General features: G+C 36.4%; 21 protein-coding genes. 4 read left to right on the forward strand and 17 right to left on the reverse strand.

Annotation, left to right across the window (positions count from 1 at the left end; all coding sequences use genetic code 11):
* Nucleotides 1-191: 191 nt before the first annotated feature.
* The 3 genes from ACJJVU_RS12885 (at nucleotide 192) to ACJJVU_RS12895 (ending at nucleotide 3055) form a co-directional block, all read left to right on the forward strand.
* Entirely contained in the window at nucleotides 192-1244 is a 1053-nt protein-coding gene (locus ACJJVU_RS12885; protein WP_405226163.1) for an aldose epimerase family protein, read from the forward strand.
* A 136-nt stretch (nucleotides 1245-1380) separates the two neighbouring features.
* Entirely contained in the window at nucleotides 1381-2109 is a 729-nt protein-coding gene (locus ACJJVU_RS12890) for a phosphatase PAP2 family protein (RefSeq protein ID WP_405226166.1), read from the forward strand.
* A 67-nt stretch (nucleotides 2110-2176) separates the two neighbouring features.
* Nucleotides 2177-3055: an SdiA-regulated domain-containing protein gene (locus ACJJVU_RS12895; RefSeq protein WP_405226169.1), complete on the forward strand. Its 879-nt coding sequence runs from the start codon at nucleotides 2177-2179 to the stop codon at nucleotides 3053-3055.
* Nucleotides 3056-3168: 113 nt separating this feature from the next.
* On the opposite strand, the gene ACJJVU_RS12900 is transcribed toward ACJJVU_RS12895, so the two are convergent.
* The 6 genes from ACJJVU_RS12900 to nfsB all read right to left on the reverse strand — a co-directional run bounded on the left by ACJJVU_RS12900 (nucleotide 3169) and on the right by nfsB (nucleotide 8621).
* Nucleotides 3169-3789, reverse strand: coding sequence for a MarC family protein (locus ACJJVU_RS12900; RefSeq protein ID WP_405226172.1), 621 nt, complete (start codon nucleotides 3787-3789; stop codon nucleotides 3169-3171).
* 167 nt (nucleotides 3790-3956) lie between these two features.
* Nucleotides 3957-5447, reverse strand: a complete 1491-nt coding sequence (locus ACJJVU_RS12905; protein WP_405226175.1) for an aldehyde dehydrogenase family protein — start codon at nucleotides 5445-5447, stop codon at nucleotides 3957-3959.
* A gap of 25 nt (nucleotides 5448-5472) precedes the next feature.
* Nucleotides 5473-6411: an NADP-dependent oxidoreductase gene (locus ACJJVU_RS12910; RefSeq protein WP_405226178.1), complete on the reverse strand. Its 939-nt coding sequence runs from the start codon at nucleotides 6409-6411 to the stop codon at nucleotides 5473-5475.
* A 23-nt stretch (nucleotides 6412-6434) separates the two neighbouring features.
* Nucleotides 6435-7292 carry an acetolactate decarboxylase gene (gene budA, locus ACJJVU_RS12915; RefSeq protein WP_405226181.1) on the reverse strand — a complete coding sequence of 286 codons (858 nt, stop codon included), beginning with the start codon at nucleotides 7290-7292 and terminating at the stop codon, nucleotides 6435-6437.
* 32 nt (nucleotides 7293-7324) lie between these two features.
* A complete protein-coding gene (locus ACJJVU_RS12920) occupies nucleotides 7325-7948 on the reverse strand; it encodes a putative quinol monooxygenase (RefSeq protein WP_405226184.1) in 624 nt (207 codons plus the stop codon).
* A gap of 19 nt (nucleotides 7949-7967) precedes the next feature.
* Entirely contained in the window at nucleotides 7968-8621 is a 654-nt protein-coding gene (gene nfsB / locus ACJJVU_RS12925; protein WP_405226187.1) for an oxygen-insensitive NAD(P)H nitroreductase, read from the reverse strand.
* Nucleotides 8622-8846: 225 nt separating this feature from the next.
* On the opposite strand from nfsB, the gene ACJJVU_RS12930 reads away from it, so the two are divergent.
* Nucleotides 8847-9230 (forward strand): helix-turn-helix domain-containing protein, encoded by a 384-nt coding sequence (locus ACJJVU_RS12930; RefSeq protein ID WP_339847197.1) that lies wholly within the window; start codon nucleotides 8847-8849, stop codon nucleotides 9228-9230.
* 236 nt (nucleotides 9231-9466) lie between these two features.
* Here ACJJVU_RS12930 and ACJJVU_RS12935 read toward each other — a convergent pair whose 3' ends face one another.
* From ACJJVU_RS12935 to ACJJVU_RS12985, 11 genes are all read right to left on the reverse strand, one after another.
* On the reverse strand, nucleotides 9467-10135 hold the full coding sequence (locus tag ACJJVU_RS12935; RefSeq protein WP_405226190.1) for a bifunctional 4-hydroxy-2-oxoglutarate aldolase/2-dehydro-3-deoxy-phosphogluconate aldolase: 669 nt from the start codon (nucleotides 10133-10135) through the stop codon (nucleotides 9467-9469).
* Between the two features lie 2 nt (nucleotides 10136-10137).
* Nucleotides 10138-11160, reverse strand: coding sequence for a sugar kinase (locus ACJJVU_RS12940; RefSeq protein WP_339847192.1), 1023 nt, complete (start codon nucleotides 11158-11160; stop codon nucleotides 10138-10140).
* A gap of 22 nt (nucleotides 11161-11182) precedes the next feature.
* Nucleotides 11183-11944, reverse strand: a complete 762-nt coding sequence (locus ACJJVU_RS12945) for an SDR family NAD(P)-dependent oxidoreductase (RefSeq protein ID WP_298326072.1) — start codon at nucleotides 11942-11944, stop codon at nucleotides 11183-11185.
* Between the two features lie 24 nt (nucleotides 11945-11968).
* Nucleotides 11969-13270, reverse strand: a complete 1302-nt coding sequence (locus tag ACJJVU_RS12950; protein WP_405226193.1) for an MFS transporter — start codon at nucleotides 13268-13270, stop codon at nucleotides 11969-11971.
* A gap of 130 nt (nucleotides 13271-13400) precedes the next feature.
* Complete coding sequence (locus ACJJVU_RS12955) at nucleotides 13401-14105, reverse strand: FadR/GntR family transcriptional regulator (protein ID WP_298326078.1); 705 nt, start codon at nucleotides 14103-14105, stop codon at nucleotides 13401-13403.
* A gap of 112 nt (nucleotides 14106-14217) precedes the next feature.
* Complete coding sequence (locus ACJJVU_RS12960) at nucleotides 14218-15132, reverse strand: polysaccharide lyase family 7 protein (RefSeq protein ID WP_405226196.1); 915 nt, start codon at nucleotides 15130-15132, stop codon at nucleotides 14218-14220.
* 7 nt (nucleotides 15133-15139) lie between these two features.
* The gene (locus ACJJVU_RS12965; RefSeq protein WP_405226199.1) at nucleotides 15140-15976 is read right to left on the reverse strand and encodes a PKD domain-containing protein; all 837 of its coding nucleotides are present in this window, start codon (nucleotides 15974-15976) and stop codon (nucleotides 15140-15142) included.
* Nucleotides 15977-15992: 16 nt separating this feature from the next.
* Nucleotides 15993-17426: a RagB/SusD family nutrient uptake outer membrane protein gene (locus ACJJVU_RS12970; RefSeq protein ID WP_405226202.1), complete on the reverse strand. Its 1434-nt coding sequence runs from the start codon at nucleotides 17424-17426 to the stop codon at nucleotides 15993-15995.
* A gap of 17 nt (nucleotides 17427-17443) precedes the next feature.
* Nucleotides 17444-20512 carry a SusC/RagA family TonB-linked outer membrane protein gene (locus ACJJVU_RS12975; protein ID WP_405226205.1) on the reverse strand — a complete coding sequence of 1023 codons (3069 nt, stop codon included), beginning with the start codon at nucleotides 20510-20512 and terminating at the stop codon, nucleotides 17444-17446.
* A gap of 266 nt (nucleotides 20513-20778) precedes the next feature.
* Complete coding sequence (locus ACJJVU_RS12980; RefSeq protein WP_013749808.1) at nucleotides 20779-21126, reverse strand: cupin domain-containing protein; 348 nt, start codon at nucleotides 21124-21126, stop codon at nucleotides 20779-20781.
* A 4-nt stretch (nucleotides 21127-21130) separates the two neighbouring features.
* Entirely contained in the window at nucleotides 21131-23428 is a 2298-nt protein-coding gene (locus ACJJVU_RS12985; protein ID WP_405226209.1) for an alginate lyase family protein, read from the reverse strand.
* Nucleotide 23429 lies beyond the last annotated feature (1 nt).

Raw genomic sequence — 23429 nt, forward strand, 5'->3', positions numbered from 1 at the left:
AAAAAGACGAAATAATTTGCACAGATATTGATTACACGTGGCATCATTATATTTTTACTGCAAATTAAAATTCAAACCCTTTTAAGGAGCATACAAACGATGCATATACTATTACAAATGTTGTATCTGTGTATTTATGGCCACAATAGACCGCAGGATTTCTTATGTTTATTAAAATTTTAAAGACAACTATGCAGTTATTTCCAGCTACAAATTTTCAAGAATCTTTTGGGTCAAAAAAGTCAAGCTTATTTACGATACAGAACTCCAACGGGATGACCGCCCAGATTACAAATTATGGAGCAACACTCGTTAGTTTGTGGGTAAAGAATGCTTTGGGCAAAGAAAACGATGTGGTTTTAGGATATGAGCGATTATCTGATTATCGCAAAATGACTAATCCGTATTTTGGAAGAACTATTGGCCGTTATGGAAATCGCATCTCAAATAGTCAATTTACTATTGAGAATAAGGTTTTTACACTAGAGAAAAACGATGGACGTCATAATCTACATGCTGGAAGCGATGCATTTCATACTGTAATATGGGATCTTGTTACACATACTACAAACACACTAACACTATCCTACCTATCACCACATCTTGAAGGTGGATTCCCAGGAAATCTAACTGTTTCTGTTATATTTAAAATCACAGAAGAGAATGCTTTAGATATATCTTATAAGGCAACAACAGATGCTACAACCCATGTTAACCTCACTCATCACTCTTACTTTAATCTCAACTTAGATAAAACGGAGCCTATAGACAATCACTTGCTCCAAATACACGGAAGGTCATACCTCCCGATAGATAAAGAATGTATCCCTACAGACCATATAGAAGCGGTTTCTAATACTCCGTTCGACTTTAGAAATTTTAAAAAAATAGGACAAGACATTAATGCTCCAAATGAACAAATGGCACTAGCAGGTGGCTATGATCACAATTTTATTCTTGATGGGAAAGAAATGAGAGTTGTCGCACAAGTAAGTAGTCCATCCTCAGGGATTACGATGACTGTTACTACAGATGAGCCTGGATTGCAGTTTTATAGTGGTAATCACATATCCTCTACTCCTGTTGGAAAATATAATGAGACCTACATTGACAGAGGTGGTTTTTGTCTTGAGACGCAGCACTTTCCAGATAGCCCCAATAGAGCTGATTTTCCATCTACTCTTTTAGAGGCTGGATCCGTTTACACTTCAAAGTGCATATATACTTTCAGCATAACTAAATAAATATAAACGCTTTATAGCAGTGCTTTCTGTCTTAACGACATATTCTAAAAATAAATTTAGAACGTAACATTATAATCTTCTTTAGACTTTACTAATTTTTGATACTTAAATTTGTGCAGAATGGTAATTATAAAGCATGAAGCAAAAACTAGCATCACTTATTTATTGGATTAAAAGTTTACTAGTCAAGGTATTTAAAAAATATGATGGTAGATGGGCTTATATCATCACCACAACCATAGCCTTAGCACTCTTTATAGGCGGTATTAAATTATTTATATCCCTTACAGAAACTTTAAAAAGCACCTATCTAGCTGAGTCTGATACGGCAATCTCTAATTATGTAGCTAGCTTCCGGACACCTTACCTCACTAGTTATTTTGTTTTTGTCACAGATCTAGGTGATGCGTTAGGCTATGTAATCACATTTGTATTATGTACGATTATATTTTACTTTACGTTTAAAAAATGGAGATACGTTGCTCAGCTTGCATTTGTAATGGTGCTTGCACTTAGTTCTAATCTTCTCTTAAAACAGATAATTAATAGAGCGCGACCAGATGTAGAACACCTCGTTAAGGTAGAAACTCTGAGTTACCCAAGCGGGCACGCTATGATGGCAATGGCTTTTTACGGAACCTTGTTGTTTTTAATTAGTAAGTTTCCAATTAAGAGGCTCTATAAAATCCTATTTATCACTTTGTGCTTAATCCTGATTTTAAGTATCGGTATAAGTCGTATTTATTTAGGAGTACACTATCCCTCAGATATTGCAGGTGGATTTATTGCAGGCTTTGTTTGGGTAGTATTTTGTGTGATTGTTTTTGATCTAATTCAGATTTTTAAACGTGATCCAGCTACCTAAATATATGTTTTAAGCTTTCGCGAAAGCAAGAAGAAACACACTCACAGTATCTTTAAAAAGAAATCTAATGAACTATAGAAAATATATACCTCACCTATTTATTGTCACTCTCGCAATCATTCTCACTATAAGCTGTGCAAATAGCTACAACGGCCAGAGCGATGAAGAAGAAAAAACAACGATTCAAAAAAAATCTAAGGAGGACTATACAATTATAAATACTTGGAAAATGCCAGAAATTTTAAATGAGGTAAGTGGTATCTCGTGGATTTCTGAAAACACCATAGCCTGTGTAGAGGATGAGGACGGTATCATTTTTATATATGATCTCAAAAAGGAAAAAGTCATTCAAGAGATAACATTTGCTGGTAGTGGAGACTATGAGGGTATCGCGATTAATGACAAGGATGCTTATGTGATGCGTAGTGATGGATTGATTTATGAGGTATCACGCTTTCGCGAAAGCGAACCTGAAATAACTACTTTTCAAACAGCATTTACCGCTCGTAATAATATAGAAACACTCACGCTAGACGCCGAAAAAAATAGCCTCGTAGTAACACCAAAAGATCGCGATCAAAATGATGACTTTAAAGGTTTGTATTATATCACGCTAGATGCAAAAACGATGGATGAAAAGCCGCTTTTACGCATAGATATGAATGATAAAGCTTTTAAGGATTATAAAAAGAAAAAAGCATATCGCACCTTTAGTCCCTCTGACGTGGCAATACATCCAGTGACAGGCGACTACTATGTGCTCGAAGGTAAAAACCCAAAGCTAGCGATACTAGATAGCGATGGTACAATTAAAAAAGTATACAAGCTAGATAAAGACCACTTTGCCCAGCCAGAGGGAATTACTTTTAGTCCTGACGGAAAACTTTTTATATCTAACGAAGCTAGAAAGGACGAAGCAACTATTGTAGAGGTGGTTTTTAAATAAAAAAAAGATTCTCTTGTTAATTAAAACAATACATTCTTAAAAGAAGCATAATTTACTCACCATAAATTTATAGGCATAGCATTTATGCCGTTCCATGATACTGCCTTTACAATTTATGGAAACAAGTTGAATGAGATTTTCACTCCTTCTATAATCATTCCCGTGCCTATGATACCTATAATTAATCCCATAATTTTACCTATTACGGAAATTACATTATTGCCTAAAACCTTTACGATAAGTGTACTTGCGCTAAAAGTAACATACATTAACAAACACATAATTCCAAAAATTACAATCACCATGCCTATCTGTATATAAGTGGCATCTGAGACAGTATTCATGGCTGTAACAATGGTTCCTGGACCTGCAATAATCGGTATAGCTAAGGGTGAGATAGCAATATTTTCATCTATGTCTACTTCCTTTAAATGTTTGACATTAACTTTTTTAGACTGTAACATATCAAATCCAATAAGAAACACTAGGATGCCACCAAATATTTTGAAAGCAGGAATTGTTATTTGGAATAACTCAAAGATAAATTTACCTAACAAGACAAAACCTGCTACAATAATAAACGCAACTATGTTTGCCCTTTTATTGATATTCTGCTTTGTCTTTTTATCTGCTCCCTCTGTAAGCGATAAAAAGATGGTCATGTTTGAGATAGGATTTGTTATAGCAAAAAAGCCTGTAAATACAGTAATTGCAAACGTAAATAGGTTATCCATTAATCGCTAGGTTGTTTCTACTAGTTAATTTTTAAAATGATATATAAACGCTGTAATACCCTTATTATCTAGTGTTAAATATAGACTATTTAAGAAATATCATAAAAATAAGGAGATTAATATTTTCTAATGATTCCCACAGTATGAACATTCTCAAATAGTTACTCTTACTGAAAATCAGCTGCTTTAAAAGGATATTTTCTTGGTGTTTTTTGAATGGTTATCCAATGTGCTACGGTAAACGATTTCACACCCCATTGTCCATTAAAACGACCTAGACCTGAGTTTTTAACTCCTCCAAATGGTGCATAGGCACTATCATTAACTGGCTGATCATTAATGTGCGTCATTCCAGCTTCAATGCCTTGTGCAAATGCCATTCCTTTTGCTTCGTCTTGTGTAAACACAGAGCTAGATAAACCGTAATCTGTAGCATTTGCTAATCGTAGCGCATCTTCTGTATCTTTTGCTCGAGCAATTGACACTGCTGGTCCAAAAATCTCATTTTGAAACAATGGGCAGTTTTCGTCAACGTCTACAAAAACGTGTGGCGGCATATGTAAACCTTCAGCTTCACCACCTAATGCCATTTTATATCCTTGTTCTTTTGCATCGTCTATTAAGCCTTTAACAGTATCAAACTGATTTTGGTCAATAATAGGACCTATAAACGTATCCGGATCATTCATATCCAAACGTTTTAAGGTCTTAACTTTTGCTATAAACTTCTCTGTAAATTCGTTATAGACTTTATCTTCCACGATAATTCTGTTGATAGCCATACAGATTTGACCTTGGTTCATAAATTTACCCCAAGCAGCAGCTTCAACCGCTTGATCAATATCTGCATCTTCTAGCACCACAAACGGACTGTTACCACCTAATTCTAACTCGATATTTTTAATGATATCTGCTTCCAGAGCATTTTTACCAACTTGACGACCAACTGGTGTTGAGCCTGTAAACGAAATTAGTTTTGAAATAGGATGCTTTGTAATTGCCGTACCAATAGTGCTTCCTCCCCCTGGCAAAACGCTTAATAACCCTTTCGGGAAACCTGCCTCTTCTAAAAAAGAAGCGAAAATTAATCCGCCTGTTACTATAGACGTTGATGCCGGTTTTAAGACCACAGCGTTACCAACTGCCAATGCTGGACCTAAAGTACGCGCGGTTAATTGACCCGGAAAATTCCAAGGAGAAATTAAACCAATAACACCTAATGGTTTTCTAACAGCCATAGATTCTTTACCATCAATATCTTGTGGTAATATTTTACCTTCTACTAATAATGGTAAATGCACAGCACTTTCAAAAACGCTAGCAACCAATTCTGCTTCAAAATACCCTTTTGCTAATGTTGCTCCTACTTCTTTTCTTGCCCATTCTGCAAACTCTTGTTTTCGGTTTCTTACCACTTCGGCTAGTTTAAGCATCATTCTACTCTTTTCAGGAGGTAGTACGGCTGCCCATTTTATCTGCGCAACTGCTGCTTGTTCAAAAGCTTCATTTACATCATCTGTAGTAGCTCCATTTAAAGAGAATAACTCCTCTTGGTTCCAAGGGTTAATATCTTTAATTGCTGGTCCTTTTCCGTCTTTCCATTCGCCACCAACAAATATTTTTCTCGTATAATCCGGTAATTTAACTTGTGTTTTCATATTCATTGTGTTTTAATAGTTAATACTAAAGTGTCACGATTACTTTACCCACTGTTCTTCCTTTTTCAACTTCAGTATGGGCAGCAGCCATATCTTCAAAAGCAAACGTTTTGTAAATGTTTGCTTTAATGCTACCGTTTTCTAACATTTCTTTTAAGGTGTTCATATCTTCAGCACTAGAGTGTACTAAAATGTCTGCAACGGTTTTGTTCTCCTTTTTGGCTGATGCTTTCAAGTCATCTAAGTCCATACCTACTGTTGTATAAGCTGTACCACCGCTTTTTAAAACTTTTACTGAATTTTCTAATACTTCACCACCTTGCGTATCTAACACAAAGTCGATATCAGATAGAATTTCTTCAAACTTTTCAGTGTGATAATCAATTGCATTATCTGCTCCAATAGAGGTGACAAATTCGCTATTTTTTGCCGAGGCAGTAGTATTCACAAAAGCTCCCATTGCTTTTGCAATTTGAATCGCAAAATGACCAACACCACCAGAACCAGCTTGTATTAGTACTTTATCACCTTTGTTAATCCTTCCTTCTAAGATTTGTAATGCAGTTAAAGCAGCTAAAGTTGTAGCTGCAGCTTCTTCAAAAGAGACGTTGTCTGGCATTATAGCCAAATGTGCTTCTGGCGCAGCAACAAATTCCGCGTAAGCGTTACCAACACCAGGGAAGTTTACCATACCAAAGACTTTGTCGCCTATTTTAAAATTGGTAACATCAGTACCAACTTCTGTTATGGTTCCTGCTATGTCCCAGCCTAAAATTACAGGTCGTTTTTCACCGTACATCATATTAAGCATCTTATCTTGATACTTTGGTTTTACATCTGCCGGATTTAATGAAATAGCCTTTACCGCTACTAATACTTCGTTATCTTTTATGCTTGGTTTTGCTATTTCTGCTAAATGAAGGTTTTCTGGTCCTCCTGCTTTTTCTAATACTATTGCTTTCATAGTGTGCGTTTTTCAGTTAGATTTTATTTACCGTTTTGCTTTGCTGTTGCTTTTGGTGAGGCACCTTGCTTTAACGTTTTGTTTCTGAATTTTACGGTTTGAGGAAGCTGCAAGTTTACTTGGTTTATTTCTTGAATTTCTACTTGAAGTTTATCAAACTTGATATCTTCTAAATGTCCTCCCAGTGTTATATCTTCAGATAAAAAGTGAAAGTGCATTCCCGGAATCACTACGTTTCCAATATAATCTGGCGTAAATAAGCCTACTAAAGTTCCTTTAATATTATCTCTAGTATACATTACTCTTGTATCTAAATATTCAAATAGAGAAACATCTTCATTTTCTACTTTATGTGCAGATGCCATTTTTAGATACCCAAACTCCCCTTTAATTCTGTAGGCGTAAAAACTGTTTTTAGAAGTAGAGTATTTTTGAAGTTCTTTGTTTAGTTCTTCGTAAGAGGTAATGTTTTCAACGGTTACCGTTTTTTTGGGTTGAAAATTTATCATCGTCATATTAGGCGATTCTAAATCTTCTGGTGCCTCTTTAATTCCGCCTTCAGCATCGATAGTATATACCACACCGTCAACAGCAACCAGTTCACCTGCTAGGTGATTTACGGTACCAATACCAATATTACCTTGCTGTACCATTTGTTCTGGCGTAAAATCACCTTCATAAATACTATTTAACAACGCAACCGTTGGCGCATATTGATGAATGGTGTTTTCCGTATGTGGTGCTAATCCGTAATCATCTACGTTGTGTGGATGCGGATGTTCGTGATCCTGCGTTTCTGTAGTTGAAACTGCTTCTTTTTTGTCCTGATTTCCACAGCTTGCTAAAATTGCCAAGGAAACTAATAGAATTACTTTTTTCATAAGAGTGCTTTTAAGTTGATTATTGATTTCTCTTAAATTTCTGTAACGAAATTCATATACTGCTTTAAATCACCTATCACAGCTTCTTCCATTAGTTTGCCTGTTTTTACTGCATAAGGTTGATTAAAGTGAATGTCCCAAACATCAGATTCTTTTCTCCAATGCTCGTAAACTGCTAGGGTGTCTTTTTGATCATCTACTGTGTATAAATCAAAAAGGATATTTCCTTCTTCCTCTTTTCTTGTGTGGGTAATGTGATCTTCAAACTGCTCTATAAGTGCTTCTCTAAATTCAGTTTTTAGTTTAAAAATGAAGAAAATAATAAATACGTCATCTTCAGGATTTGCGGATTTAGAATGGTCTGGAAGCGGATTTGTATCGCCTAAAAAGTAGAAATCTGGAGCAGATTGTAAGGCGGTCTGTCCTACCTCCATTAACTTTTTGGTATGTGGCTCATTATCGTGAGCTGTAATAGCAGCTTTATCTGTCCAACGTTCGTAAACAAAAAACACATTGTCTTCTGCTTTAGATACAAATACTCTAATCTCTTTATTACCAGCCTCTTTTTGTGTTGCCGATTGTGCTTCTTTAAGCGTTGCTGCAAACGTATCTTTGTGTTCTGGTTTTGCTGTAAATTTTACTATTGTACTTTTCATAATATATAGATTTAAACTTTTACAATTGAGTAATCACTGTCTCTTCAGGAAATCTAGATTTCGGTAATTTTGCATTAAAGTCACTGTCTTTTCTATAACCTAAAGACACAACTGCAAGAGCGGTGAAGCCTTTTTCGCGTAAGCTAAATTCTTCGTCTAAGGCTTTTACATCTACACCTTCCATTGGGCAAGCATCAATACCTAAGGCAGCTGCACCTAATAAAAGTGCGCCCATATTTAAATACACTTGCTTTTCCATCCAGTGTGGTAAATCTTTAAGGTCGTAGCGGTGAATATTTGCAAATAGCATACGACCACCGTGCATTTGATCTTTAAACTCTTGTGCTGCAAAGCGACCATCTTGGTCTTCTTGTTCTAGAATGCTGTTCATATAATCATCGTCTGCATCTGTGCGAGCTGCAATAACAATTACGTGAGATGCGTCTAAGACTTTTGGTGTGTTGAATTTGAAAAATCCTTGTGTCCCTTTTGCAATTCGTTCTTTGCCTTCTTGAGTATCTGCAATTAAAAAATGCCAAGGCTGTAGGTTTACGCTAGACGGACTTAAACGCAGTACATCTTTTATTTGTTGAAAATCTGCATCTGATATTTTCTTAGTTGCATCAAATTCTTTTGCAGAGTAACGGTTGTTTAATATTTCTGTTAGATTCATTTTATAATTTATTTAACTTATTGATTATTAATACTATCAAAATTATAGTGCAAATGTATGCGTGAAGTTGATACGCGTCAATAACGGTTAAGAAGTATAGTATATAAAATAAATTATAATACACTATGTATCAGGTAATTAAATATATAATAAATTACTATAAAAAGTATAGTTGCATACTATTTTAAAGCATATTATCTTTGCATCGTTTTAAATGTTATGAAAATGGATAGAAAGGAATTGTTTGAAAAGAAACCAAGAATTAAAATCAACGATAAAATATCATATTGCCCAACAAGCGCGGCAATGGAATTGATAGGTGGAAAATGGAAGAGTGTTATACTAACCCATTTAATAGGCGATAAAAAACGCTATAATGAATTACGGAAGGAAATTCCTGGTATTACTGAGCGTACGTTGAGCTTACAATTAAAGAAATTAGAAGCAGATGGTATTATAAGTAGAAAGGTTTTTACTAAAAAACCGCCATTAAAAGTAGAATATACGCTTACGGAGTTTGGGCAAACATTGGTTCCTATTTTAAACCTAATTGTTGATTGGGGATTACACGCTGCCGAAACCAAAGGTGAGTTTTTGTTTGAGGAGTAATATAAATTCTGATCATAGATATAACTTCACGTTTTAATATGATGATATACCATTTGAATGCAAAAGCATTGATAGGTTTTACAATCGTTAAGACCAACCTATCTGCTATCATAAAGTAATGAATAAGGGCGCCTTAACACCTAAAACTAACAAAGGGTATCTCTCGATACCCTTTGAATCACAAACTACGTGTACATAAACAAACTAATTCAAATAATTGTGAGTCTTGTGATGGTTTATCCTCTTATAACTTTAATTAAATCGATAGCAAAGGCTGTCTTTTCTTCTATTTTTTTATAATCCCATGCGCCATTCTCATCTACTGCTATGAGCTTTGAGCCTAGACCTACACAGGTTACTCCTGCATTAAACCATTCTTCTAAGCTTTCTTTTGTAGGAGAAACACCGCCTGTAGGCATTACTGAAGTCCAAGGACATGGTCCTTTTATAGCTTTTACAAACTGGGCTCCATAAATACCTCCTGGAAATAGTTTTACAATCTCACAGCCTAGTTCTTCGGCGCGAGCAATTTCTGTTAGTGATCCACAGCCTGGTGACCATAGTACTTTTCTTCTATTACACACCATGGCGATATCTTCACGTAATACGGGAGTTACGACAAAGTTTGCTCCTAGCTGCAGGTATAAAGAAGCTGCTGCTGCGTCTGTAACACTACCTACACCAAGTATTAACTCAGGTAATTCCGCTTTCGCGAAAGCGCACAACTCATCAAACACTTTATGTGCATTATCACCGCGGCTGGTAAACTCTATTACTCGAGCACCACCGTTATAACAAGCTTGTAATATATGCTTGCCTACCTCAACAGATTCATTATAAAACAAAGGAACAATTCCCGTGTCTTTCATTGCTTGTGCTACTTCTAATCTTGTAAATCTTGCCATAATTATCTTGAAACTTTTCCTGATTGATCTCCATCCATAAATCGTTCTATATCTTGCAAAGAGACCAAGTTGTAATCACCATAAATGGTATGTTTTAAACAACAAGACGCTACAGCAATATCTACTGCACGCTGCTTGTTTATAGGGTCATCTATGAGGCCAAAGGCTAGACCACCCATAAATGCATCTCCACTACCTACGCGGTCTACCACGGGCGTTACTTCTTGTATGTGTGCTCTATACACTTGCTCTCCATCATATAATAATCCTCCTATGCGCTGGTGAGATGCACTCACAGAGTATCTTAATGTGGTCGCAACCTGCTTGAGGTTAGGGCATAGTTTAAAAAGCTTATCATACAAAACAGGAAGTGATTTTTCATCTTGATAGTTAGGACCTACTTTGTCCTCACCTAGCATAAAAAAAGCAGTGTCTATATCTCCTAATATCAAATTACTATAGTTAAGAAGTTCAGGCATTACATCCTTAGGCTCCTTGCCCCATTTCCAAAGCTTTGAACGGTAATTTAAATCTGTAGAGATGGTGAGTCCCATCTTACTTGCTACTTTTACAGCCTCTAGACACTCTAGCGCTGCTGCTTCTGATATTGCTGGGGTAATACCACTCCAGTGAAACCATGTTGCACCTTCAAAAATAGCTTCCCAGTCAAAACATCCTTTTGTGATAGTAGCCATAGAGCTACCAGCGCGATCATAGACCACGTTGCTAGCTCTTGTTCCGGCTCCTGTTTCTAGAAAGTAAATCCCTAGTCTATCTCCACCTCTTGTTATATACTTATCGCCTACTCCAATTTTTTTAATTTCTTGAAGTGCTGTATCGCCTATTTCATTATTAGGAAGCCTAGTAACAAAGTCTGCAGAGACGCCTAGATTATTAAGTGAGACTGCTACATTAAATTCGCCTCCACCATAGGTTACCCCAAAAGTTTTGGCTTGAGAAAATCTCAAGAATCGCTCTGTAGAGAGCCGTAACATAATCTCACCAAAAGTGACTACTTTACTCATATTCTAAGAATATATTTTTTTTTTAAATACCTAATGCTTGACCACCACCTACTTGAATTGTCTCGGCAGTTAAGAAGGCCGCATCTTTACTCGCAAGGAATGATACTACACCCGCTACATCATCTGGCTGACCAAGACGACCTAACATAATATTATTTGCCCATGAAGCAAACACTTCTGGCTTAGTCTCTTTAATTTGCTTGTGGAAAGGTGTATCAATAGTTCCTGGTGATACTGCATTCACACGGATACCATATTCTGCAAGATCCTTTGCTAGTGCTCTCGTGATTGTGTGAACTCCAGCTTTTGAAGTACCATAAATACCTGCTCCTGGTCCACCTGCATTCCATCCAGCATTAGATGTATAGTTAATGATTGTAGGGTGATCTCCTTTCTTAAGGAATGGTATTGCTGCTCTAGACGCAAAGAATACTGAGTCTAAGTTAAGCGCCATTACAAATCTGTAAAACTCTGTAGTCATTTCTTCAAATCTTGAACGACCACCTAGTCCTCCAGCGTTGTTTACAAGCACATCAATCTTACCGTACTTCTCCCCTATTTTTTTAATATTCTCCGTTACCGCTTCATCATTAGTAACGTCAAAGCCATAATACTCTGCAGTAATACCATCTGCCTTAAGCTCCTCAAGTCTTTTTGCTCCTTCTTCATCTTGAATTCCGTTAATTACAACGGTATATCCATCGTGACCTAATCGTTTTGCTACTGCAAATCCTATTCCTCCTGTGGCGCCAGTTATAACGGCTACTTTTCCTTTGTTACTCATAATATTAATTTTTACTTTTTATTATTATCTATTTGATTTAAGAAGTTCAATTTTAGGTATCAATATCCATACACTTGCGATTACAATAAATGCTAATGCTGCACCTATTACAAATGCTGGTGTATAGTTACCACCTACTGTTAATTTAGGTACTAATGCAACGAGCCCTGCTCCTGTGAGTTTTGCCGCTGTTCCGGCAAAACCTGATAGCGTACCTACTGTCTTTTTACCATACAAATCACTTGGTAGTGTTTGCACATTTCCTATTGCTGTTTGGAACCCAAATAGCACTACTGCCATTATTAAAACAGCTGCTATAGGTGATCCTGGATTTGATAATGCAAGAAGCGCAGGAAGCATAATGACACAACCTAGTGTTATTACCATCTTACGAGTCTTGTTAATATTCCATCCTGATTTTAATCTATTTTGTGCTAATAAACCACCAAACCAAGCTCCAAACATAGCTCCTACATAAGGAACCCATCCGTAGATTCCAATGGCTTTTACATCCATGCCATACACTTCTGAAAGGTATATAGGGATCCAAAAAACAAATAACCACCATATTGGATCTATCGCTGCAGAGGCTATAATCACACCCCAGCTTTGCTTCTTTGATAGCAACTCTCCTACCGAAGGGTTGTACTCAACTAATTTCTCACCTTCTTCTGTTTCTTCTTTTATCTTTTGACCCTTTAGAATATGTTGTTTTTCTAATTCTGTTAACCAAGGGTGGCTCTTAGGTGGTGCTTTTACTAAAATTAACCAAGGAACTAACCACAATAGACCAATAAGTCCTATGATTATGAATATCATTTGCCAGCTAAAATAAACAGTCAAGAAGGCAATCGTGGGGATTGCAACAATACCACCTATAGCGGCTCCAGAATTAAATAATCCTTGTGCAAATGCTCTTTCTGTGGCTGGGAACCACTCTGCATTTCCTTTGGCCGCTCCAGGCCAGTTACCTGCTTCAGAGATTCCTAAAATTGATCTAAAGATTGAGAAACTCAATACTCCATTTGCTAGTGCGTGTAATGCTGTCGCGATGGACCAGAACCCTATTGATAATACAAAACCAAACCTGGTTCCAATCTTGTCAAATATTTTTCCAAAAATGGATTGTCCAAAAGCATATGAAAACATAAAAACCACCGATATCAAAGCGTAAATTTCTTTTCTTTCGGTAGTGGTCTTATCTGGATATAAATCTTCTGCTATGCTAGGCCATAAAACAACTAGAGCTTGGCGGTCTATATAATTAATAACAGTTGCCAGCGCTATAAGTCCTACAACCCACCATCTTAGTCCTTTAAGTTTCATAAACTATAATTTTAAATCTAATTAGTTACTTTAAATAGGGCAAAAAATTACCCTAGCCATGCGTACATGACTTTTAATATTTTCAACTTTTCTTTGAGTTTTACGCTTTCGCGAAAGCTTACTTTATACCTTAAATATTATAGCAATATTGATACAAAGCTTTAAAGTGTTTTTTCATCATTGCCTTTGCTTCCTGAGGATTTTGTTGCTCGATTGCGAGATAAATTTTCTCATGTTCTTCTATGGCCGATTGTGACATTCCGGAATCACAAACGTGATATTTTTCAAAATTTGTAATAATTTCTGGAGTGATAATAAGCATGAAATTATTCATGGTACTATTACCTGATGCCTTTGCAATAGCAAGGTGAAAAAGTAAATCTTCTTGCACCGCGTCTTCACCATTAATTACTTTTTCTGTGTAAGCATCTAGTGCTTCTCTCATTTTTTTGAGATCACAATCTGTGCGTCTCAATGCAGCTAGTCTAGCAGTTTTAAGTTCTAACAAAATTCGAGTTTCGACTAACGATTTGAAGTCTGGATCTTCAAGTTTAAGGATATCATCTATCATCCCATTAAGAGCAATGACCCCAATATTTGCCACAAAAGTTCCACTCTGTGGTATAGATTTTAGAATTCCATAAAACTCTAGTTTTTGAATGGCTTCTCTTACACTACTACGAGTCACCTCAAAACGCTCAGATAACATACGCTCTGAAGGTAGCTTATCACCTGGTTCCAAATTTTTGAGATTTATAATATCTCTAATTTGACCTATGATTGCCTTTCCAGAATCATTATTTTCAATCGTCTTTGTACGTGTCTCCAGTTTCATATCGTAACAATTTAATTTCTTAACAGCTCAACTAAGCTTCTTCAAAAATCAGTTGAGAAGTTATAGAAAGTTATTGATTTATAATAGATAACAATGTGATTTACCATTTTAATTAATGCTTAACTTCTATATCGTAAACTCTAATATCTGCATAAGCATTCTCATCTCTCGTTTGAAGATAATTACCAACCTTGAAGTAGTTTTCAAAAACTCCCCATCGTTGCATGTGTATATCTTCATAGGTTTTATACTCTTGACCATTGAGGGAAATTACCATTTTACCTTCTTCTACTTCTACCTCAATTGTAAATTTTTTAAAACCTACATTTTGTTCAAAATTAAACCCTTCATCATCAACCCACGATTCTTTTTTTAAAATTTCTACAGGTCCTACGTCAGGCGTTCTTAACTTCTTTGTTTTTACTCTTATTTTGCCATTCTGCCAATAAATCTTTAATATAGGAGGCGCATTATTATCTTTCTGTCCAATCTCATCACGCTGCTCATTAGTAAGTCTACCGTGTATCTGCGTAATAATTGTTTTGTGATACTTGCCATTCTCATCACGAGAAATTCTATCCATGGCCATTTTCACTTTAAGTTTACCACCTTGTGCAAAAGTCCAGTTTACAGAATTATTACCTGGCACCATTTGCTCTCTGAGCTCTGACCTAGAATATTTTGTATTTGTAGTGGTCTGTGCAGGTACTGCATGAAAAACAAGAGCTCCTTTTGTAGAGTCATTGTACATGTAGGGCTTTAAAACTTCATTTGTTGCATAATCCAAAATCTCTGGAGGGTCCACTTCAATAATCTTAGGCTCACCTACTGGAATTGTTACTTTCCAGTGAGATAGATCTACCTTTGGTAACTTATATTTTTTACGCTTTTTCTTTCTTTTTGATATTTTACTAGCACTAACTTCATCTTGTTCAAGAGATGAAGTACCACTATTTTCTGAAGTTTGCCCAAAGGACAAACTTACAGAAAGTAATAGTGTGCTTAATAATATGAAAGTCTTCAACATAATTGTTCTATTGTACTGCTGCAGTAAAATTATCTACTCTTGCTTCTACATTTGCATTATATATAAGAATACTCACTGTGCTGCTTACCCCAGAGTTAAAATCAAGTGTAGTAAGAGTGTAATCTTCTTCAGATCCTGTAAACTCTACAATTGCAGCGCCTTGTGCCACGGTAAGATCTGTATAACCTCCACCTGGTAAAATAGCAACAGTTGCTTCTCCTCCGGCTCCTTCTAATCTATAAGAGTACGTAATAGTATAATCTGTATTAGGCGTCACCTCAATTTCTTGGTATGCAATTCTGCTCCCGTCACTTGGAAATTTTGCTGCTTGCCCTCCATCAGGAACAGAAGAACTTGTGTTGATCTGGATAACTCCTCCTAAATCAGAGTTTCTCCAAGAATCACGTCCATCTCCAGTACCATCTGGTAAAGAGTTATCTTCAAAACTAGCTTCTAGTATTACTGGAATAATCGCATCTGGTTCTTCTGGCTCAATCACCTCAATATCTGATGAAAATGTACTTGTCATACCTAAAGCATCTGAAGCTGTCAATGTAATCGTATATACTCCTTCTGCTGCATATTGATTTTGACCATCAATTGTCGTTGACGTATTACCATCTCCGTAATCCCAAGCATATGTTGTTGCGCTTGTTGAAAGGTTTGAAAATGTATAAATGTCAAAGTTATTTACATCTCTTGTAGCAGAAAAGTTAGCTTCTGGAGGCATTGTATCTGCGCGACTTCCCGCCTCTGGAAGATCTAATTCATTTTCACAAGAAACTGAAATAACTATACCTATTAAAAGAAAAACAAATTTTCTTGGTGTTATAAAATATCTCATAGTATTATTTTTATTATTAGTAGCCTGGATTTTGCGTCAATTGACCATTACTCAAGTTAACCTCAAACTGAGGAAGTGGTAATAAGAGATCTGTAGCGCTAAAGCTATGTCCGTTGGCATTAGAAAAATCAGTTAGTACTTGTTGTGCTGCTCCAAATCTTTTTAAATCATGGATTCTATGATTTTCAAAAGCTAATTCAACACGACGTTCTATTAGTAATTGCTCTGATGTAACTTCTTCTACAATATCAGTCAAGCCTGCTCTATTTCTAACTGCTTGAAAAGATTCTAAAGCATTTGATGATTGTGTTACTGCACCTCCAGCTAGAATAGCCTCGACGTGCATAAGTAATACATCAGAATATCTTAGTATAATCCAATCATTACCTGCACTTGTAGGATCTGAGCTTGTAGGCTCAATTCCTAAGTTTGCATCACCATTAGGTAAATATTTTACAACTTGAGTTTGTGTAGTTTGACCAGGATCAACGCGCTTTGAATATTGTGCTCTCTCACCTCCAAATTCATCTAAAGCTGCAATAGCCTCATCTGTCACATAATTTACTCCACTAGTACGTCCTACACCGTTGAGCATCTCTGCCGAAAAGTTTTGACTATCTAAAGAAGAACTCGCTACATAACCAACAGTAAAGATGTTTTCACCATTTGCTTCGTTATAAAACACATCTCTAAAATCAGATTCAAGAGCGTACTCTTCACTAGCTATAATTTCTTCAAGTAGTACTTGAGCTTCTCCATAGTTGCTTCCTTGTGTTAAATACACTTTGGCTAAAATTCCTTGAGCAGCTGCTTTTGATGCTCTATTTGCCGTAGTCGTACTTCCTAACTTAGAAGCCGCAGATTGTAAATCTGCTACAATAAAGCTATAGATTTCACTAGAAGGCACACGTGTAAATTGTGTCTCTACATCTTCTATTAATATAGGTCTGTCTATTAATGGTACATCTCCAAAAGAACGCACAAGATTAAAATAAGCTAATGCTCTCATAAAACGAGCTTCTCCCTCCATACGATCACCATCTGTAATTGCTAGGTCAATATTTTCAAGAACTAGATTTGCTCTTGTAATGACACTGTACATACTACGGTAGTAATCAAACACAAAACCGTTTGTAGGTTGTACAGTAAAGCTATCAAACTGGCCTGCTTCTCCTTCTCCACTTTTTGATCTTGTATTATCACTTAACATTTCTGTTACGTAAAACTCTATTTGCTGCCCATGATTAAGATTATTATCTGTAATCTCAAGACTATTAACTCCTTGTAGCGCATCGTAAACTGTAGTAAGAACAGATTCAAGATCACTCTCATTTGTTGGAAAAGTATCACCTACCAACACGGCTGTTGGTACAGGCTCTAAAAAATCGTCACCGCAAGATGCAAAGCTCACAACAACTAATAACATCATTAAAAATTTATATGTTTTCATAGTTCTGTCTTTTTATTTTAAAATTCTAAGTTTAATCCTAATGATATGGTACGAGCTATAGGGTTTCCTCCACGCTGGTATCCTACATTTAATGCACCTTCATTTTGATATGATTCTGGATTCCATCCAGTATAACCATCTGCTGTGAAGTATAACAGGTTTTGTCCTGAAACATACACCCTAGCTTTACTAAGACCTACTTGACTTATAAGGTCTGTATCTAACGTGTAACCTAGATTTAATGTACGTAGCGCTACGTATGATGCATCTGAGATGATAGCATCTGTAAAAATCTTTTGTTGTAAGAAATTCTGATCTGTAGCTACGTCAAGGTTTGTACCCTCACGACTACTAAAGTGATTAAATATATATTGATCTGCTATGTTACGCACTTCTGCTCCCCAGCTTCCTTGAAATGTGAAGCTAAAATCAACATCTCCTATTTGGAAATCGTTTGCTATACTCCATACAAGATCTGGAAAAGGATCTCCTATAATTGTTTTATCATCATTATCAATTAATCCATCTCCATTTAAATCTCTTACGTATACATCCTGAGCTTCTCCTCCTACAACTGCATAAGGATCTGTTATAAATTCTACAGGTACTTCTCTATCTACTACAAAACCGTAAAAAGAAGATATAGGCTGTCCTTCTAGTGTAATCCACTCTGCTGCTCTTTTATCATCAACATTTGTGATAAGTCCGCTTGCTCCTGCAAAGTCAGTTAATTCATTTTCATTTGTAGATGCTAGTATCGTAGTTCTCCATGTGAATTTCTCATTAGTGATATTACGGGTTCGTAACTCTACTTCGATACCTCTATTAACAACCTCTCCACGATTTGCAAGTCCTTCTCTAAAACCTGTTGTAGTTGAGATAGGCACACTTAATAATAATTGATCAGATACTTTATTGTAGGCATCTATCGATCCAGATATTCTACCATTAAAGAAACCAAAATCTACAGCTACGTTTGTTTCACTAGAACGTTCCCATTGTAAATCTGGATTTGCAACGTTTATTGGAGCTAATCCACTAGAAACTTCGTTTCCAAAAATTGCAGAATTAGGTCCGTATAATTGTAAAGAAGGATATAACTCAATATTATCTGAAATTACACCACTACCAAGACTGATATCTTTGTTCCCTGTAAAACCATAACTTGCTCTTAACTTCAAATCGCTTATTACATCACTCTCACTTAAGAAATCTTCTCTAGCAAGGTTCCAACCAAGAGATACAGCTGGAAAGTAACCATACTTATTATTTACACCAAAAGATGAATGTCCATCTGTTCTTAAACTTGCAGAAGCCAAATACTTATCTTCATAGGAATAATTAACACGTCCAAAGAAAGAAACTAAACGCTCCTCTGTATTATATGAAATATTCTCTATTACAGAAGTACCTCCACCTAGAGTCTGTATTAAATCATTTGAAAATCCATTTACACCAATAGCACTATACTCGCGATCCCACTTCTCTGCCGATGCTCCAAGAATAGCACTTATATTATGCGATCCAAAAGAAGTATCATAAGATAATAACCCCTCAGTCAAGATATGAATTTGCTCAAACGTATCAAGATCTAACTGCGCTGCAGAAGCTCCGTTACGACTAGCTTCAACACCTTGCCAGCGTCTTTGCTTTCTGTTTTGATAATCCCCACCTAAGGTAGCTTTAAAGCTAAGTCCTTTGGCTAGTTTGTATTTTCCATAAAAATTGCCATACATTCTAAACTGCTCATCTGTTCTATGTCTTTCTAATACTTTTGCTGCCGGATTGGTATTACTTGTAGTACTTATATCTACTAACTCGCTTCCGTCTCCAAAAAGATCATAGTTGTCAAAGTGACGCTCCTTAGCATAATCCCCTATTTGTACATTAGGAAAATTTTCTCTGTCCACATACTGAATTGAATTTTCATCGTGATACGTAGGCAACCAAGGTTGTTGTCTCAATATATCATGTGTAGAACCATCAAAACGTCTTCTGTTTGTGTAAGACGGAGCTATATTTGCTCCAAAAGAAAACTTATCATTTACTTCTGTGTCTACCTTTAATCTAAAATTATATTTCTTAAAATCATCTGTAAGAAGTACACCTTCATCATGTAAATAAGAAAGTGATGTATTAAATTTTGTTTTCTCACTACCTCCTCTAGCACTTAGAGAGTGACTCTCAATAATACCACCGTCAAAAATGCGATCTTGCCAAGACTGATCTATACCTAAAAGCTCTCTATACTGAGAACGCAAAGAAAGTTCGCCAGTTTGCGCAAGCTCTTCTGCATGTGACTTTGCTACACTTATGTCATAATCATCACTCTGTCTAGCTTCTTTAAAACCAGTAAAAGTATTGTAACTAAAACGAGTTTTACCTTCCTTACCTTGTTTTGTAGAAATAATTATTACACCACCAGATGCTCGCGAACCATAGATTGCCGCCGAAGCCGCATCTTTAAGAACCTCTACAGATTCAATATCATTTACATCTACTGTGTTTAAAAATTCGGCATCTAGTACAACACCATCTACTACAAGAAGAGGTCCACTAGCTCCTGCTATTGACCCAATACCTCTAATGTTGATAGTTGAATTTGATCCTGCTTCTCCCTCTGTAGCTTGTATATTAAGACCTGCTACTTGACCTACTAAGGCTTCATTTGCGGTTCCTACAGCTATTTGATCAAGATCTTCGTTTTTTACTTTTCCTACAGCACCCGTGATTTTTGTTCTAGATTGAGACCCATACCCAATTACAACAACCTCATCTAGCGTTCCTGCATCAATTTTTAAGACTATATCTGCTCTAGTCTGTCCAGTTATCGTAACTACTTGTGGAGTAAAACCTACATATGTAAACTGCACTATATCGTTTGCGGTAACTGAAATCTCATAGTTACCATCAAAATCAGTAGAAACTCCCGTTTGAGAATTAAGCACTGATACATTCACTCCAGGAATAGGAGAATTCCCTTCTTCAGAAACAACTGTACCCTTTAATAAGTAACTCTCCTGTCCATACAGTAAAACACCGCATAAAAGAAAAAGGACTAAGGAAAACTTAGTTTTTACATTCATAATTAATGATTTAGATTAAATTAATTTGTTTTATTAAATAATCCTCAGAAACATATTAACTGCTCTAAACTCTGTATGCTATTTCATACATTTACAACAGATAAGCTTGCTGAGCTTATTTATACTTCGTACCAGAAGTAATAGTAAAGAGGACGGTGTCGAAGCTGTCCTTTTTTTTTGGTTTACCAAACTGGTCAACCAAATTGGTTTACCAAATATGGGTATAATATTCTGTTAATACAAAAATTAATGTGTTAAAATATTAACTATTCCATAAAATCTTCTCTTATTGGCGAGAATACGTCAATTAGTACCCCTGCTTCAGTACAAATTGCTCCATGTAATTCATGTGGTGGTATGTAAAAAGAATCACCTCCTTTTAATGTTTTAGTCTTACCATTGATAGTCACATCAAAAGATCCACTTTCTACGTAAGTAACTTGTGAGTGGTAATGCTCATGCATAGGTCCTATACCACCCTTCTCAAAATGTACTTTTACAAGCATGATCTTGTCATCATAACCCATTATTTTACGTTTAACTCCTTCACCTACAACTTCCCACTCAATGTCGTTGCCTTCTATAAATTCTTTACTTGCTCCAAATGATTTCATATTCTTAGTTTTTAATTTGTTTTAAAGTATAATTACCCTTCCAGGTGTATGTTTGATTTGATATGGTAATGGAGTGTTGCGCTTTCGCGAAAGCGTTATCTACCACCACCACAAGTTGCTCCTCCCCAGATTGCATAGTGATTTTTATAGCCACATATCCTTCTGGTGCTTTTTCTTGAGCTATAGATGCCACAGATGCATACGCATCCTGCGCTTTTTCTGTAACCGCATTGTATGTACCATGAGACTCTATTACTTGAACGTATACTGCATTTTTTACTCCAGTTTTACGATGTATAAACATAGGGTCTCTGCGTAGGTTAAACGATGGATCATTTGCCCCTACACGTCCAAGAATAAAGGTATCCTTACTGTTTGAAAGTGTGGTAACGCTATAAAACTTGTTATTATTAAGCCATGTAAACTGGCTACTGGCGTCTTTAGGAGTACCAGTCGCTTCCTTCCAAATATGTTGATAGCCATTTCCAGTTCCTAGCGGTCGCAATTCTCGCGATGATTCTACATCAAAACCAGTATAAATCACCTGCCCATGATAGTAAAATGGCAAGTCTATTTGATGCGCTTGGTCACTCTTTATTTGATTAATGTCTATAATGTATGGCTTGCTACCACCTTCTGGTGTTACCATCATCATAGTGCGTGTAATCTCCGTTCCAGGATACGCGTTATTTTCTGTAGCGCTTACTACTTGCAGTTTTTTATCATTGGTATCAAAAGTGATAATCTCTGGATGATGCTTTGAACTTTCCTTAAAACTACCTTTAAAGTGCGATGTCTCATCAATCACTACCGTATTATGAGCAATCGTCTGTTTTGCCCATGTCGTATTTTCTTTTAGATAACCACCACCATTCTTTTGTTCGACATTTACAAAACGCGCCAGACCATAATCTTGTAATATCTCCTCCCCATCCTCGTAAAGAGAATAAGAGAGTTTATCAAAATGCCCATGACTAAGCCCGTGACTCGCGTTCTTCATAACGAGTACGGTAGTGCCAGACTCATAGTTTGCTCTTAGAATAGCAACACCACCTTGATTGCCCTTTGGACCGTCATGTAGTAAAACAGATTCTTTTGTAAATGGGATTGCTTTACCCGCTTCAATTGCCTGAGCTACTGCAAGACCGGTAATATCAAGTTCTACTTGTCCTTGCTGTTGCGCTACCGAAAGTAAACGTGCGTCTTGATTCCCATAATAATAAGCAATATCCACTGCAGATACTAAGGAAGCAGTGTTATAAGACATTCCTTTTTGACCATCATTAAGAGGGAAGAAATCACCATTTTGATCGGTGAGGTTAAGTAATGCATCTACTGCTTTTATTAAAACTCCACCGTTGTATTCAAATATTTTAAGTGCTGGTTTTTTGGTTTCTAACGCTTTCGCGAAAGCTAAAAAAGGATACATCGCATATCGTTGATAGTACGGCCCTTCTGTATAATAACCATCTGGTGAAAATGGCTCGTCTAGATTTGCAAGAAAACCTGTTTTTTGACCTTCCGCCTTTATGAGGCCGCCATCATTATCCATTGCTGTTGACGAAATACTATCATTTTTAATACCATATAATGCTCTATCTACTAGCTCATCATCATCCATCACTAAACCTATCATACCTACAGCAACAGTTCCCCAAGTGCTATGATTATGAATACGGTTAAAAAATTGTGGTGTTTCTACAGACAGAAAATCTGCAAACGGACGAAATAACTTTGTATCAAGAGTCTCACGATCTTCTTCTGGTATCCAACTACGTATGGCGTCATACGCCTGGCTCATATGCACTAACCAGTTTGCATCATTGAGACATTGCCAGAATATCTTCCCACGAGAATATGATCGTTCTTGCGGGTGACGTGGTAATGAAGGATACATCTCTGCATATTTCATTAATACATCTCTCGTATACTGTGCATATTTCTCTTCTCCCGTGAGCTGAAAAATCACCCCTGCCTTATGAAGTATGGTATAATTTAATTTATGCTGTGTGTGGGTATAACCTCCAGCCATGTCCTTTGGAATAGGTACTTGTATCCCATTTTCCATAGCTGCATCTACTTCTTGTTTTGCTATAGCTAGCGAACTATCAAACAACGGAACAGTTCCTAACTTAGCTCTAATATCATCAACCTCAGTTGCGGTAAGTACTACATTTGGGTTTGCACCACTTGTAGTAGCGACCGATGTGTCTTGACTAGTTCCCTGCTCATCACAAGAAACGAATAAAGTCGAAAGTGTGATACCAACTACAAGAGCCGTATTTCTGCTAATTAATTTCATA

Source organism: Dokdonia sp. Asnod1-B02, assembly GCF_045063955.1.
In the GTDB taxonomy this organism is placed as follows: domain Bacteria; phylum Bacteroidota; class Bacteroidia; order Flavobacteriales; family Flavobacteriaceae; genus Dokdonia.